Origin of the sequence: Pedobacter frigidisoli (genome assembly GCF_032678525.1) — a bacterium.
GTDB lineage: Bacteria > Bacteroidota > Bacteroidia > Sphingobacteriales > Sphingobacteriaceae > Pedobacter > Pedobacter frigidisoli_A.
This window is the reverse complement of the sequence record NZ_JAVTSE010000005.1, coordinates 183,141-198,712: the sequence shown is the minus strand read 5'-3', so window position 1 is coordinate 198,712 and position 15,572 is coordinate 183,141. Positions and strand designations below refer to the sequence as shown.

9 protein-coding genes are annotated in these 15,572 nt (G+C 42.0%); all 9 read left to right on the top strand.

Annotated features, from left to right (window positions below; genetic code table 11):
• Nucleotides 1–11 precede the first annotated feature (11 nt).
• A complete protein-coding gene (locus tag R2Q80_RS15400; protein WP_316800448.1) occupies nucleotides 12–1,289 on the top strand; it encodes a hypothetical protein in 1,278 nt (425 codons plus the stop codon).
• The gene (locus tag R2Q80_RS15395; RefSeq protein ID WP_316800447.1) at nucleotides 1,273–2,367 is read left to right on the top strand and encodes a hypothetical protein; all 1,095 of its coding nucleotides are present in this window, start codon (nucleotides 1,273–1,275) and stop codon (nucleotides 2,365–2,367) included. Before R2Q80_RS15400 ends, R2Q80_RS15395 begins: the two co-directional genes overlap by 17 nt.
• Nucleotides 2,368–2,377: 10 nt before the next feature.
• Nucleotides 2,378–3,250: a hypothetical protein gene (locus tag R2Q80_RS15390; RefSeq protein ID WP_316800446.1), complete on the top strand. Its 873-nt coding sequence runs from the start codon at nucleotides 2,378–2,380 to the stop codon at nucleotides 3,248–3,250.
• On the top strand, nucleotides 3,247–4,086 hold the full coding sequence (locus R2Q80_RS15385; protein ID WP_316800445.1) for a hypothetical protein: 840 nt from the start codon (nucleotides 3,247–3,249) through the stop codon (nucleotides 4,084–4,086). Before R2Q80_RS15390 ends, R2Q80_RS15385 begins: the two co-directional genes overlap by 4 nt.
• 234 nt (nucleotides 4,087–4,320) lie before the next feature.
• Nucleotides 4,321–6,651: a hypothetical protein gene (locus R2Q80_RS15380; RefSeq protein WP_316800444.1), complete on the top strand. Its 2,331-nt coding sequence runs from the start codon at nucleotides 4,321–4,323 to the stop codon at nucleotides 6,649–6,651.
• Between the two features lie 23 nt (nucleotides 6,652–6,674).
• On the top strand, nucleotides 6,675–7,745 hold the full coding sequence (locus R2Q80_RS15375; RefSeq protein ID WP_316800443.1) for a DUF928 domain-containing protein: 1,071 nt from the start codon (nucleotides 6,675–6,677) through the stop codon (nucleotides 7,743–7,745).
• Nucleotides 7,742–8,164, top strand: coding sequence for a hypothetical protein (locus R2Q80_RS15370; RefSeq protein WP_316800442.1), 423 nt, complete (start codon nucleotides 7,742–7,744; stop codon nucleotides 8,162–8,164). Before R2Q80_RS15375 ends, R2Q80_RS15370 begins: the two co-directional genes overlap by 4 nt.
• On the top strand, nucleotides 8,161–14,754 hold the full coding sequence (locus R2Q80_RS15365) for a hypothetical protein (protein ID WP_316800441.1): 6,594 nt from the start codon (nucleotides 8,161–8,163) through the stop codon (nucleotides 14,752–14,754). Before R2Q80_RS15370 ends, R2Q80_RS15365 begins: the two co-directional genes overlap by 4 nt.
• Nucleotides 14,755–14,764: 10 nt before the next feature.
• Nucleotides 14,765–15,547 (top strand): hypothetical protein, encoded by a 783-nt coding sequence (locus tag R2Q80_RS15360; protein ID WP_316800440.1) that lies wholly within the window; start codon nucleotides 14,765–14,767, stop codon nucleotides 15,545–15,547.
• Nucleotides 15,548–15,572: the final 25 nt, after the last annotated feature.

Below are 15,572 nucleotides of genomic sequence, written 5' to 3'. Positions count from 1 at the left end.
ATATAAGCAATATGAGATTCAGTCAAGCAACATTTCTACTTCGGCTGGCCGTTATTTTTGTTTTCCGTAAGCATCCTTTTAAATCCACAGAAGTACCAGGTTTACTTTTAAATATGCTGTTGTTAACGTTGTTGATTCTTTCCGGTAACAATCCGGCAAGTGCACAGCATTTTAACAGAACGCCTTTCATCGAGCCGAGTGGAGTAATGGAAGTAGGTAGATTCTTCGATTTTCATGATACGAATGATGGTACCTCAGATTATTCGTTAAGAATGGAAGTTTCTGACGGCAAATTATATAGCTCCGGTTTAGGTGTATTCCCAGGGTTAGGAATAAATACGATTTCCGTCAATGGTAACCAAATGCACATCTTTGGCGGTTATTCATCCTCTACTAATCTAATATTATCTGCAAACTACGAAAATGCTTACCGATGGAAATTCAGAACCACTGATCGGGGTAATGCCATTGATCTTGACATTATATGCACTGATAATGCTGATCGGGAAGAACAGGTATTGAAATTATCGCCCTCGTTTTCTGGCAGACCAGAAATGTCGGTGATGAATGACTGGCTTACTGTAAACAATGCTAATATTGGCATCGGTACATCTTCCCCGGATGTGAAGCTGCATTTAAAAGGCGGATCGATGATGGTTGGAACGAACAGCGTCAATAATAACAATACCGATGGTTATATGAGTATCGGTAACATATTAGAAAATTCATCACCTCATGCTCAGAATTGGCATTCATCCAGTACACTTTTATTGAATGCTCAAGACTTTTCGACTATCGGATTCCACGATTCGGGTTTACGCGTCGACTTTATCCGTGTTGGCAATGGCATTATGGAGCTTGGCTACGATGGCGGCTGGGGAAGGCCTCACATTAAACTTCCAAATGGCATATGGGATGCTTCAGGGAATGTTGGCATTGGTTTAGAAAATCCTACCGAACGTCTTACAGTGAATGGCAAAGTTAAAGCCCGTGAAATCAGGGTAGATGTACAGGGTATGCCAGATTACGTTTTTAAAGCAGGTTATCAGAACATGTCGCTCTCAGAAACGGAGGCCTATATCAAAAAACATCAACATCTTCCTGAAGTCCCGAGTGCAACAGAGGCTGAACAAAATGGCCTGGAGCTGGGAGAAATGAATAAGTTACTCCTGAAAAAGATTGAGGAGCTCACTTTACACCTTATTGAAAAAGATAAGCAGTTGAATCGATTCGAAGAAAGGCTGAATGAATTAGAGGGATACCAAAAGAAAAATGAGATCAAGAATTAGACTTACATTACTATTAATGCCTTTTAGCATCACGCTATTAGCACAAACACATCTTACCAGCGCCAATGCTGCTGCAGTTGCGATTAATCCAGCTGACCACTTTGTATATAGTGGAAAGGATGTTGCCTTTTATGGGTTAGGTTGGTATAACGAAGATATTAATTGGCCACCTTACGCATATTTATCTTCATTTTCTGGTATAAATTTTTTTACTCAAGGTTCATCACGGGTATTTATTGGGGGACAAGGTAACCTTGGAATTAATACCGTAAATCCCCGTAACAAATTGGACCTATGGGGAGGGAAATTATCTGTGACAGGCGACGATTATAATGGAACAGCTGTTTTAGGCGCATCAGGAGGTATAAGTTATTTCGGCAGTGAGTACCTGAATAATGGCATAGCTATTTCGCCAGCAGGAAATGTTGGAGTTGCGACCAGCACCCCCCGTGCTACATTTGATAACGCTAAGTTTGTCAGCGCCGGCGGTTTAGCAACAGTTATGGCTCGTTTACAGGAAGGTGATTATGCAGGTGAAGGAACCTTTCTGGGTGTAAGAGGTTTCGAAACACAAAACCAGGCTTTTCAGAATAAGAGTTTTGCACTGGAACATAACTTTTATGGAGTAACTAATAGTGCGATTAATTTTTATCGTGGTGGGAGTGTAACGGGTGGATATTTGACATTCAGTACTTACCACAACATCGAACGAATGCGTATTGATCGGGATGGTAACGTTGGGATTGGCCTCGCCAACCCAAGCGAACGCCTCACGGTGAATGGCAAAGTTAAAGCACGCGAAATCAGGGTGGATGCCAGCAATATGCCGGATTATGTTTTTGAACAAAAATATTGGAACATGCCACTTCCCAAACTTGAAAAATACCTGCAAATTAATAAACACCTTCCCGGAATACCATCTGCTCAGGAGTTTCAGCAAAATGGACTAGAATTGGGCGAGATGAGTAAACTGCTCCTTAAGAAGATTGAGGAACTAACCCTACACGTTATCGAACAAGACAAACAAATCAGGCTGCAGGGAAAGGAAATTAATCGGTTGAAGAAGAACAAACGCTAAATATATTTTTATGAAGAAAATTTGGATTGGCTTATTTCTATGCATCGTTGGTTTTACAGTTACGGCCCAGCAGGAATATTTACCAATGTATGCAAGTAGAAGCATACCTGTCCGAACCCGGGATACCGTGATCAAGGGCCTTACGAAAAACCTTCATCATGTAGATAAGTCGGTAGCCAGGGTGAATGGTAACGGAATGGTGCATGATGTGGATGTGCAAAGTCCCCGAACGTTTTTAGGAATTCAGGATCAGGGTGAAACGCTCGCCAGCGTCACTAATAGGGATAACCACACCCATGCTAATATTTCTCTCAGCAATGTCAGCACGCCTAATCCCAATACCAGTGGTGCAGATGCAGACTACGGTCGTCTGGGTTTTTTCAATTCAGATTTTGGGATCGAGAATGTGAGGCTGGAGGGTTTTTATGGTAGTGGGCAGTTTGTAGATCGTGGAGGCCTAAAAATTTATACGCGCGATCATGATGGCTTACAGCCACGAATGGTAGTTGGGTCTGGTGGACATGTTGGAATCGGAACATTCAGTTCGGAGAACAGGCTCACTGTAGCTGGTAGGATTGGTGCACAGGAAATTAAAGTAAGCGGACAGAATATGCCTGATTATGTATTCAAAACAGGATATAGAAATTTGTCGCTGCGGGAAATTGAGCAATACATCAACCTCAACAAGCATTTGCCTGAAGTACCCAGCGCAGTAGAGGCTGATCAGAACGGTATCGAACTTGGTGAAATGAACAGGTTGCTTTTAAAAAAGATTGAAGAACTGACACTCCACCTGATAAATCATGAACATCAGCTGGAATTACAGGAAATACAACTAACCAAGGCGCTCAATGAGCTAAAAAGAATTAAAAAAAGAAAATGAAAAATAAACTTTTTTTCCTGATTCTGCTGCTACCTGTTTTCAAAGTTGCTGCCCAGGACTTTAATTTGCCTGCAGATGGAAAATGGTATCTGGTGGCCAGAATTGGTGGCCGTCACAGCGAGATAGATTACACCTATTTCCACACTACTGCACATACACCCTCCTTGCTTTCGGGCAAGATGCAGTTTATCAATGCACAAAACTTTGCCATTCAGGAGCATCATAGCATGGGGTATGCCCAATGGCTCCAACCAGCTTTTGCACTCCTAAATTTTGGAGCTGAATCTCAAATCTGGGTGAAGGCCGCTACGGGTGCTGATGTCGGTACGTTCAGGGTCAATAAGATATTGACCGGAACCCTGGAACTAGGCTCGCAAAATGATACCAACCTGGCCGATAATGGTGCCATTGTGACGACCTATAACCAAATCAGAGATAATGGTCACACCTATATTGGTAACCTCCATGTACTGGATGGAAATGTTGGCATTGGCACTGATGCTACTGCGGAGAGATTGACGGTAAACGGGAAGATCCACGCCAAAGAAATCAAAGTAGATGGGAGTGGAATGCCAGATTATGTTTTTGAGCCGGATTATCCGCTTCGCTCGCTTCATGATACAGAAAACTATATTAGAATGCACAAACATTTACCTGAGGTGCCTTCTGCGAAAACGGCAAGTGAAAAGGGGATTGAACTTGGGCAAATGAACCGAATACTGCTCAGAAAGATCGAAGAGCTCACCTTGCAACTTGTTGAAATGGGAAAGAAAGTGGATAAGTTGGAGCATAAAGGACAGAATAAAAAGAAACTTATGCAGTTTCGCCGCAAATAGTCCTTCCAAAATTTTGGGTTTCATCAAACATTTCCCAGCGTTCGTCTGCATTCACGAGTGTTCCGTCCAAACAACCCCTTCAGCTCTTTCACGCCGGTACTTTTTTAATGATATTCGAAGTGGAGTTAACTCCTCCGGAAAACCAAACAAACACCATTAACTTACCCCTTTTAACGTCCATTATCGACCGCTTGAAGAGTTGAGCAATAGTGTGCTATGCTAAAAATGAATTGTATGAACAATGTCTTAAAAATAGTAATTGTACTGTTTTTCTGCTGTCTGTGCCCGGCCAGGCTTTTTGCACAGCTGCCTGTAAGTAAGCAGGCTGTTGCAGATAGTCTCCAGTCCGCCAAAAAGAAATTTGCCGGGGTCGATTCGATAGCAGCCCAGAAATTTCAGTCAGCTAAAAAAAATATTGCCAGTCAGGTAAATGAGCGTGTGAAACAGTCAAACATTGCTAAGCTGCTCAAAAAAGATTCTGTTAAAAAAGGCTCTACAATTCAACTTAAGGATTTCTCGGTAGAAAACGCTACGCAATACGTTCCGGTAAAAACACCGAATAGTAGCAAGAATCTTTTTAATAGCCTGAGTTTTAATGGAGAACTTAAGGTGAAACAAATCCCGATTGATTTAACCCTTGTAAACAATTTTACGGGCATGCGGGATTTCAGGCTGGATCAAGGCAATTTATTCAAGTTCGATATTCCGCGACCAAGCTTTGGAGAATTCTTCAGTGCTGATATCAATAAGTATAGGCAGTTAAAGAAAAATGTACTTAGCGGGCAGGCTGTTGAATCTGTATTGCGAAAAAAAATTCAGGACCGGCTGGCGAGAAGTATTGACCTGAGCATGGTACCAAAATTACAAACCTACCTCAATAGTCCTGAACGCATGCGCAGTTTATTACAGATGAATGAATTGGAGCTTAAAACCAAACTTAACGAATTTACAGATGAGGCGAAACAACAGATTATAAGTCAGGGCAAAGCGCTTAGTGATAAAGGAAAAGATTCGTTGACTAACCTCTATATGGAAAAGAAAGATATTTTATATAAAGAAATCCATGAACTACAAGCTGCTGTGAACGAAAGTGGACTTGATGCCGAAAAACTGGCGTTGATGGAAAAAGTAGCCAGTGGTAAAATTTCCCAAAAAGAAATGGAAGATTTTTTTGTTGCAGAACTTTCCAAGTCGAAACAGGGTAGTTTTCTGCAAAAAAGCTATTCGCAACTACGGGAAATGCAGGCCGGTAACTTTGGTGCACAGCTTCCGGGTAGTTTCCTGAACCGGGATCTTTTTCTGAATGGATTTAACCTCTCGCTACGCACCGCCAGGGGACCAGTTAAAGTGGGAATCAGTACCACCAAAGACCTAAACAGTGCAAAAGATGCAGGCTTCGATGCTTCCAGCTTTTCTATCCCAAAGCTTTACAGCTACCTGAGTGTACCCACAACTAATTTTTCATTCGGCTCGGGAAAACTCTCGTGGGTGGGTACTTATGACAGGCAGTTTTCTGGTGGCTTTGCCCCTTTACAAAATACCCTTCCCAGAAATAATATGGTATTTACCCTGAGCCAGGCTTTTAAATTTAAATCTGCAGGTACCGTTACGCTTGATGTGTCTAAATCTTCTACCCAATATAAAGAATTGGCCAGCTTTGGCCCCGATCAGCTCATGATTGATCGGTACACCAATGGTAACTACTTCCGTGACGATTTATTACAAACTATGTCTTTGGGTGCTAATCATGCAATTGATGCGAAAAAAATCGGACTCAAAAGTTCGGTATTTGTAAGCTATTCAGGATCAGGCTTCCAAAATCCCGGTCAGCAGGCAATCGGTAACCTCAATCTTCGTTTTGGAGGTAATATCCGTAAAACGCTTTTCCATAATAAACTTACGCTTGCCTTGCGAAGCGACTTCAAAAATATGCCAATCAGTGCTTCCGACAATGCTCATTGGAGCAACCGGAATATTCAATTCGATTCGAGAATGAAAATTTCCAGGAGCTCTACACTGGGTGTAAAATACATCAGTAATGGTGTGGATAAGGTAACCCAGGGCAGCACACCAGTATATGGCGCTCGGAAACTGCAGCTCGACCTCAACAGCAGCTATAAATTGTTGGGGCAGCGCAGCTTCACCCATTTCAGTCTCGGTCAGCAGGAAATTGCCAATCCTTTATCACTGGGTAACTCCAGCCTGATGCAGGTTAACATGGTACAAAGTGTAAACTTCAACAACTTTTCGCTTTCAGGCAACCTCTTTTACAACCGCGAGCTGAATACCAATACCATCCTGGGTAATATGCTCAATTCAGATGCATCTATTCAATATCAAATATTCCGGTCGATATCGATGTCTACCGGCCTAAGTTACCTCGATAACCAGAATCTTGCCCGCCAGGCAGGGGTTAAGCAAAGCATCCAGCTCATTTTGCTTAAACATTTCGACGTGTCTGCTTACGTGGATATGAGAAAGAATCTAATTAGTCCGACCTACCCCGACCTTTTTGCCACCAACAGGGGCGAGTTATCTATTCACTATTATCTGGACAGAAAATGATCAAGCTAAAACACATATTTTTAATGTGCCTTTTTTTCTACGCAAATTTTGCATGGGGACAGGCCACAATTGTTTTCGTACCAGAAGTACAGGGCACTACATTGAACGGGTTGTTCAGGGCAGCCATTTATAATCCCACCGGCATAAAATCGGTGAGGATGAATATTGTGGTTAGCGAAACCCGTGCGGGCAGAATTGCTACGATCCAAACAGTACCGTTTCAAATCGGACCAGGGAGCAATGTAATTCCATCTGGTGTAGCCCGTTCGGCCAGTATTGCAATCGCACAGAACACCACAGCCAATTTCATCAGGCGGAATCAATATTTTCCGCAGGGTGATTATGAGTATGCTTTCAACATCATCTCGGCTTCCTCTAGTGAGGAGGTTATCGTCGATCAGACGTTTAACCATGAAGTGACTCCGCCAGCGCCACTTGATTTAATTGAACCTTATGATCAGGATGAGATCTGCGAGAAACGGCCGCTGCTTACCTGGCAGCCCTCATTACCTGCAGTTGACGGACAGCTGTATCAGCTCCTGCTGGTTGAAATTAAAGATAAGCAAAATGCCGTTGAGGCACTCAACTACAACCTGCCTGTCGTAAACCAAAAGGGTATTCCGGCGAACCTGCTGGTTTACCCACCTAACGCAAAAGAGCTGGTTGCCGGAAAAAAATATGCCTGGCAGGTAAGTGCCTATAAAGACCAAACGATTATCAACCGTTCGGACGTATGGTCGTTTGAGGTGAATTGCCCGGATACGATGGCAAATGCGCCAGATAGTGATCTGGGATATCGGGACATTGAAGACCTGGCCAAGGGGAATTTTTACGTAGCTAATGGTATTCTACGTTTTTCACTCATTAATTCCAATCAGGAGCAACAATTAAGATACTCTATCATTTGCATTAGTAACAAGGCGTTATTGCCCAGACGATTGAAGAAAATTCAGCTAACTAAGGGCGTAAATAAAATCAAATTAGATTTTACCGGGAACGCGGCTTTCAAAGACGGCGAACACTACGTAATGAGGGTTACGTTACCGGATGGAACAACAAGAAGTATCAGGTTTACCTATAAAGCGATTCAATGAGAAATATTACCATTCTGATCATTTTGCTGAGTTTGGGCTCATGTAAATTAAAAAATCCTTCTGCTGAACAAGTCGATAACGATCTGCACATTCAGGTGATGAAACAGGTTAGCCATCCCGATTCAATAAGTGAATATAGGGTAAGGATTTTCACAAAAAAGGAGCAGGAGAAATCACTTGCCTTAGCTCTAAACAAACAAATGCAGTTTTATGCAGATAGCTTGTTCTACCTAACCCACCATGGATCAGAAACATATCCTGACATGGTGATACCTGTATCGACGTCAGTTGCAAACTGCTACGAATATGTATTGCTTTTCAGCCCTCACGAAGCAATAGGGGAAAGTGAACCCTTGCTGATTTATCACGACAAATATATTAACGGAAAGACTTATACATTGAGGATAAAACAAATATGATCAATATATTAACGCAAAGGACAGTTGCTATAGGAAGGCTGCTGTTGATGATCTGGTTAGTTAACGTGTTGTTACCTATTGCAGGCCATGCTTTAACAACGGGGCCGTCTCAACCAGAGGTACAGCAATTTCAGCCTGTGGGACTCAGTGATATGGTAGATTTGAACAGTGGGGACTTTAAATACAACATCCCTCTGCTTGATATTGATGGCTATCCGGTTAATCTGATTTATCAATCGGGTACCGGTATGGAAGATGAAGCCAGTTGGGTTGGACTAGGTTGGAACCTAAATGTGGGGGCTATTAACCGACAGGTAAGAGGTGTTGCTGATGATTTTGGAGGAGAAGATAAAGTGGAAACCTCCCACCATATTAAAAAGAAAATTACCATTGGAGGAAGGCTGCATACGAAGATGGAAATAAGGGGGCGGTTTCAGGAAACAAACTCAAAAAGTAAATTGGGAATTACTGGTAATCTGAGCCTGGGCGTTTTTAATGATAATTACACCGGCTACGGCGCGGAAATTTCGGCAAATGCAGGTATTTCATTTTCTTTCGTTAACAGTGGGCGTTACACTGGCGGATTAGGTCTAGGGGTAACATCAAGTACTGCCAATGGTGCCGATATTTCTCCTAACATCAGCCTCGCTGTTAGGGAGGGCGCTTACGGCGACAGTAATACGCTTTCCAATTTAAGTAGCTCATTGGGTTATAACAGCCGATCGGGAATGAAAGCATTAAGTTTTGGTCAAACTTACAAGGGGTATAGCGGAGCTGAAGCTTCACACTCCTTCAATACCGAACCAATTATGCCAAAAGTTCAGATTCCATACCGGTCAACGTTTACCTCTGTTACATTTGACGCCGGACTTTCGGCTACAGTTTTATACTGGGGAGCAGGGGCAACAGGGTATATAAATACCCGGGAGGTAGCTAATGAAAATATGAGTAATCCTGCCTATGGCTTCCTTTATGCCGAACGTGGAAAAGATAATCCGGATGCTCTAATGGACTTTATCCGGGAGAAGGACAACCCTGTGATAAAAGATATGCCCAACCTGGCATTGCCGGTTACAACGCCCGATGTGTGGACTTACAACAGCCAGGCCGGGTCTGGCCAGTTCAGGCTTTACCGGGGAGGGACAGGTGCTTATTTTGATAACCGGGTAAATGAACAAAGCAAGGCAGAAAGTTATGGAGTTGATCTGGGGTTTGGCCTAGGTAAACACATAGGTGTTAACGCCTACAATCAGTTCGGCAATAACACCACTCAAAAGTGGACAGATCAAAATGCTTATATCAAAAAAGGTGATTTTCAGGATGAACCACGTACGGATCCAAGATATCAACATGTATTTTTCAAAGCCTTTGGCGAGTTAAGCCAGGAAGATGAAACTCTGGCTGGTCGACTTAAACAAAGTAACCCGGTATCAATTAAAATTGGTGGATCAGGTGCGGCAAATGAATTCGTAGTTCAGAATGGCTTTTACAATAATCTAAATCAATCGGTAAACGATCCAATCCTAAAAACACAAAGACAGGTTCAAAAAACAGCCATATCTTATCTTACAGCTAAAGAAGCCTCGATAGGGGGACTTAATAAAACAATTGATGTTTATCCTTTTTACAACTATGGTAGTTTCGTACCGCCCGAGGAGCCGGATTTAATACAACCTATTGAAAAACTACCAAGGGTATCAGGTACAGGAGGTACCCGCAAAAACCATCATATATCGGAAATTACGGTCAATGAAAGTGGCGGGCAACGAGCTGTTTACGGTTTTCCGGTATATAATATCTCACACGAGGAATACAGTTTTGCTGTTGGAAAAAACGTAGGCAGACAGGCTGGAGGATATTTGTCCGATCGTGGCTTGGTTGCGGTATCCGCTTCGGGGGTCGAAACAGGAAAAGGAATTGATCACTATTACCATAAGGAAAAACAGCCTGCTTATGCTTATGCTTACATGTTATCGGGAATTCTATCGCCCGATTATCAAGACAAGACAGGAGATGGGATCACTCCAGATGACAATGGGAGTGCACTAAAGTTTAATTATTCTAAAATCAATAACTTTAAATGGCGTACGCCTTATAATAATCATTTTTCGAATGCTTCTGATGTCAAAAATCTGGCGAATTTAAATCGGGGACTTCTGGCCGATCCTGATGATGATAAAGGAAGTATTGTTTACGGAGAAAAAGAAATCGCTTATGTCAACAGCATTGTGTCCCGTACAAAAGTAGCCTATTTTATCACTGAAGATCGAAAAGATGGCCTTGGCGTTAATGGATTAAATGGCGAACGCGGAACAGTACGTCAAAAAAGATTACGTGAAATCAGGCTGTATTCGAGGATGGATATGTCAAAACCGATCAAGGTAATTAAGTTTGATTACGATTATGGCTTGTGTCCTAATACACCTAATTCGGATGCTACGGCAAGCGATGGAGCTGTTCAGGGTAAACTTACGTTAAAAGCTGTATGGTTTGAATATGGCAAAACTACCAAAGGGGCTAATCATAAATACAAATTTGGTTATAATGCGAAAATTAATAATCAAGAAAAAGGATATGTTGCCATGAGCATGGACCGTTGGGGCACTTTTAAGGACGGGTTGGGCAATATTGGAGGATTAAGTAATGAAGAATTCCCGTATAGCGATCAAAATAAAGCTTTAGCCGACGATGCTGCAGCGCTGTGGAATCTTTCTTCTATTATACTTCCTTCAGGTGGAGAAATAAAGGTTGATTACGAAGCTGATGATTACGCTTATGTGCAGAACCGGCAGGCGATGGTGATGGCTCCGTTTAGTATGGCAGGCTCAGCCGATGGCTCCCTCAATGATGAAGCCACTGGTATAAATATTAACTTACCTTCAGGCAGGGAGAGTGGAAGTCAGGGAACCGATTTGCAGTGGTTTAAAGAAAATTATTTAAATGGGTCATCTTACATTTATACTAAAACCTTTGTAAAGGTAGGTACTGAAGCCGATGATTACGACTTAGTACCGGTGTATTGTAAAATCCAGAATGTATCAATTAATGGGAATACCGCAAATGTTACGTTTGAGCAAATTCAGGAGGCTGGATTATCAATTAACCCCATCCGGCACGCGGCATGGCAAAGGTTGAAAAATGAATATCCAAGGTATGCTTATCCTGGTTTTCAGAACCGGGTAGGTGACAATGTTTCATCAGGAGCCAAAGCAGTATTTGCAGCCATTGGAAATGCAGTTGGTAATCTAGCTGAATTAAAAGAGAATTTTTATCAGAAAGCTAAACGTAAGGGATTGGCTACCCAGATCCGGACCGGACAGAGTTTTGCAAAAATTGCCCAGCGAAGCGGTTTTAAAATTGGTGGTGGAGTCCGTGTGAAACGCCTGTTTATTAATGATAACTGGGGTGGGTTTTCAGGGACAGGGATTGCCAATGGTGTATTTGGCCAAGCTTACGATTATACCATGCTTGAAGGTGGAAAAAGAATAAGTAGTGGGGTAGCTGCGTATGAACCTGGAATTGGAAGTGATGAAAACCCTTTCAGGCAGCCAGTACCCTATATGCAGAAAATTAAAGGGGCGATCAATAACTATTTTGAACTCGAAGAGCCATTTGGAGAATCGTTTTTTCCGGCACCTTCAGTTGGATATAGCAAAGTAACAGTAAGAGATCTTGATGCAAACGGAATAGCGCAGGAATGGCCTAAAACGGGTTTAACGATTCATGAATTTTATACCGCCCGCGACTTTCCAACCAAGGTAACCGTTACCCCGATTAAAAGTGAAAATCCAATCCCGGCACAAATTTATGCAGTTGTAACAACCAACTATTTTGAAACCCTAACAATGAGCCAGGGCTATTGCATCGAAGTGAACGACATGCATGGAAGACCCAAAGCCACTAGGGTATTCAACGCATCGGGTGCTGAAATATCTTCTACCGAATATCAGTATAGGGTTAAAAACGCTAATGATCGGGTGAAGGAACTTAATAATCAGGTGACTATTGTCGATCAGAGTGGTACCCTCCATTCTGATAAAATTATAGGTAGAGATATAGAGCTTTTTACCGATTTAAGGGAACAAAAATCTTCAAATGCAGGTGTAAGTGCAACTATTGGCATTGACTTTCTCCCGGTGTTTCAAATACCAATCCCACATATTCCTATTAATGTAAATACTGAACTGAAAATTTTCAGATCCGCCTGTGCGGTAAAGGTTGTGAGTACAACGGGTATTCTCTATAAGGTAATTAAAAAGCAGGATGGGGCTAGCTCGACGGTTGAAAATATGGCCTACGACGGGCTAACGGGTGATGCTGTTATTACTAAAACCCAAAGTGAATTTAAGCAGGATTTCTATACGCTAAACCTCCCGGCCTACTGGCCTTATTCTAAAATGGGCGGAGCATATAAAACTGTAGGTATGGTACTTAAAGATGTTGCCTTAAATAATTTTAAGGAAATTAATCAACAATACTGGGATATTCTTTCAGAGGGAGATGAGCTAATTAATACGTCATCGGGTGATCGCTATTGGGTGATCAATTGCCGGCCCCTCGAGTTAAACCCCGTCCAGGTATTTGAGAACGGGTTAAATGAACATACGGGATATACCAAAGGTCTTATCGATCGCAGCGGTAAAAAATTGGCTGGCATTACTCAAAGCCAAAATACCTTTAAGGTGGTGCGTTCTGTTTACCGCAACCAGTTGGAAGAGGTTGCAGCAAGCGTGGTGTCACTCAAGTACCCTGTTTATAATAACCGGATTATACTGGCTACTGAACAGGAACTGGGAAGCTATAAAGTTCTTAGTGCTTCAGCAAAAACATACGATCAGCTTTGGCCTGGCGATAGCTGCGGGCAATCTGATGTACCAATTGAAAATCAATCCATGATATTTCGTTTTAAAGATGCAACAAATCATAGCCTTCATGGACAAGCTCCTGCCAGAATATTTAATGCATGTGATGACGAGGTGTATATTCCTAATTGTGGAAACCCTTTTGTCATTCCTAATAATACTTTTATGAACCGCAGGCTTTGGACTGCTGGTATATGGCTCGCTGAAAACAATGACATCTATACAAATATCAACAGGTGGGTAGGTGTCCGTACAGCCTTCAAAACCGAATACAATAAGACCTATTACATCGGGTTTTCTGGTGATGATGACATCAGGATAACTATAGATGGATCGGTTATTTCTACAGACAGGCAATCGCTTGAATATTGGACCATGCGACCGTTGAACATTCCGGCAGGCCAACATACCATCGAGATAGAAGGCTATAATACTAACAGGGCGAATAATTCTGATGCCGAAAATCCCGGCAGTTTTGGCGTGGAAATTTACAATAATACAGCAAATGAACTGGTGGCTGCGAATTCGGCCGCAAACCTCAATATTATCTTTACGACCCACGACCTTGTAGGACGTAATGATCTTCAGAGCTTCCGGTCAGATGTTTATGGCAACAGGGTATGGCATTTTACCAATGATAGTTACTATAATCCTTTTGTTCAGGGCTTATTGGGCAACTGGAGACCTCAACAACAGTTTACCTATCAGGTAAGTCGCAGATACAGCGATATTTTTGGTCAGGCAAAAGGAGCAGACCTTAAAAATGCCGGTACCTTTGAAAACTTTGCCTCTTTTTTCAGTTATAGTAATGAAAGATGGAACCTGGCAGATGCTGGTGCCAAGTGGACCAATACGAGTCGGGTAACAGCCTACGATAGGTATGGTCAAGAACTTGAAACCCGCGATGCTATGGATAAAAGTAGTGCTGCCCTTTTCGACTTTAATGGTCTGCTCCCATCGGCGGTTGCCTCTAATGCCATGAACCGCGAGATTTATTTTAATAGCTTTGAAGATACCCAATACAGGTTAAAATATTCTGGAGCTTGTATGCCTGTTGGATTCGATATTATGCAAGGGAAAAGCTCACTGAATAGCGTACTCACCTCAAGAGTGGCGCATTCGGGTATTAATAGTGTATTGTTAACCGGAAACGGCATTAAGTTAACCACTTCAATACACAATGTACAGCCAAAAACAAATTTCTATCTAAATTATAATAATGGTCAGTACACCTTAAACAAAGGAATTGGAATGTTCAATAATGGCTTCGAACCGGTTCCTAATAAGACCTATATCATCAGCTTCTGGATCAAAGATGGACGACCTGATTTAAAGACTCTGCAACTTTTTGGTACCAGAAAAACGCAGAATTCCGGCGCTTCATCATTAAGTTTCAACTACAGGGCAACTGTGGAAGGCTGGAAACTTGTTGAAGCTGAACTACCAATATATAATACACTCAATGAGACTCTCGAAATAACAATAGGTAGTAATGGAGGCAATATAACACATATAGATGACATCCGGATCAAACCAAAACAGTCGCAGATGAAAAGCTATATATATCATCCGGGAACATTTAAACTAATGGCAGAGATGGATGAAAACGGCTTTTCTACGCTTTATGAATATGATGACGAGGGATCGTTGATCCGGGTAAAAAAAGAAACCGAACGGGGTATTGTTACGCTGAAGGAAACCCGTTCAGCACTTAGAAGACAACTTTAAATACAAAAATATGAAGTTAAAACGCATTAAAAATATCATCCTGTTTGCTTCACTTGCGATGGGTGGAATAATTGCTTTTGCCAGTGTAAAAAAAACTACCAGCAGATTAATAAAGCGAGTAACTGTATCAAAAGTAATTAAGACAGGCCAGGTCGATGCTCCAACACTTTCATTATTACTTGAGCTGGCGGAAAAGATCAATCCATCTACTGTAAACTACCAGCTCTCTGGTGAGGTAAGCTACAGCGAGGGGAAGGAAGGCACTGCGAACGAGTCTATGCCATGTATTTCAATAAGAAGAGGAGATGACTTCTATTACAGACTTGGGCAAACAGAAACAATCCAGCAAAAGGGATTGAATGTTTGTGTGGACCACAATCTGAAGAAGATCGCGATTTACAAAGCAATTGCCCCGGGTTTCGGAGTATTTCCGATAAAAACAGATAGTCTGGCACAATATCTTTCAACAGAAGGATATCGTGTTAAACTGGAAGAGCTCTCCAACACCGAATCCAGAATTGTGGTGTCAAATCCTGATCACGTCCGCTGCAAGGAGTTTTACATCCGGTTTTTGAATAATAAACATTTGCCACTCTTATTCTTTAGCCGGTTAAGCAATCCTGCTGATCCTGATAACATGTTGCTCGATAAAAGGATCAGCTTCAGAATGGATTATTCGGGCAAGCTGCCTGATAGCCTGCTGATGGTTTCGAAAATTATTCGAAAGGAAGGAAAGGAAACATTCTCACTGATGCCAGCCTATACGGGGTATGAACTAATGGATTTACGGTAGAAAGGTCAGCTGTTTTTTTTAAATA

Bases quoted from the DNA above. Each gene is read 5' to 3' on its own strand.
- R2Q80_RS15400 (WP_316800448.1), top strand. From the start codon at position 12: ATGAGATTCAGTCAAGCAACATTTCTACTTCGGCTGGCCGTTATTTTT.
- R2Q80_RS15395 (WP_316800447.1), top strand. From the start codon at position 1,273: ATGAGATCAAGAATTAGACTTACATTACTATTAATGCCTTTTAGCATC.
- R2Q80_RS15390 (WP_316800446.1), top strand. From the start codon at position 2,378: ATGAAGAAAATTTGGATTGGCTTATTTCTATGCATCGTTGGTTTTACA.
- R2Q80_RS15385 (WP_316800445.1), top strand. From the start codon at position 3,247: ATGAAAAATAAACTTTTTTTCCTGATTCTGCTGCTACCTGTTTTCAAA.
- R2Q80_RS15380 (WP_316800444.1), top strand. From the start codon at position 4,321: ATGAACAATGTCTTAAAAATAGTAATTGTACTGTTTTTCTGCTGTCTG.
- R2Q80_RS15375 (WP_316800443.1), top strand. From the start codon at position 6,675: ATGTGCCTTTTTTTCTACGCAAATTTTGCATGGGGACAGGCCACAATT.
- R2Q80_RS15370 (WP_316800442.1), top strand. From the start codon at position 7,742: ATGAGAAATATTACCATTCTGATCATTTTGCTGAGTTTGGGCTCATGT.
- R2Q80_RS15365 (WP_316800441.1), top strand. From the start codon at position 8,161: ATGATCAATATATTAACGCAAAGGACAGTTGCTATAGGAAGGCTGCTG.
- R2Q80_RS15360 (WP_316800440.1), top strand. From the start codon at position 14,765: ATGAAGTTAAAACGCATTAAAAATATCATCCTGTTTGCTTCACTTGCG.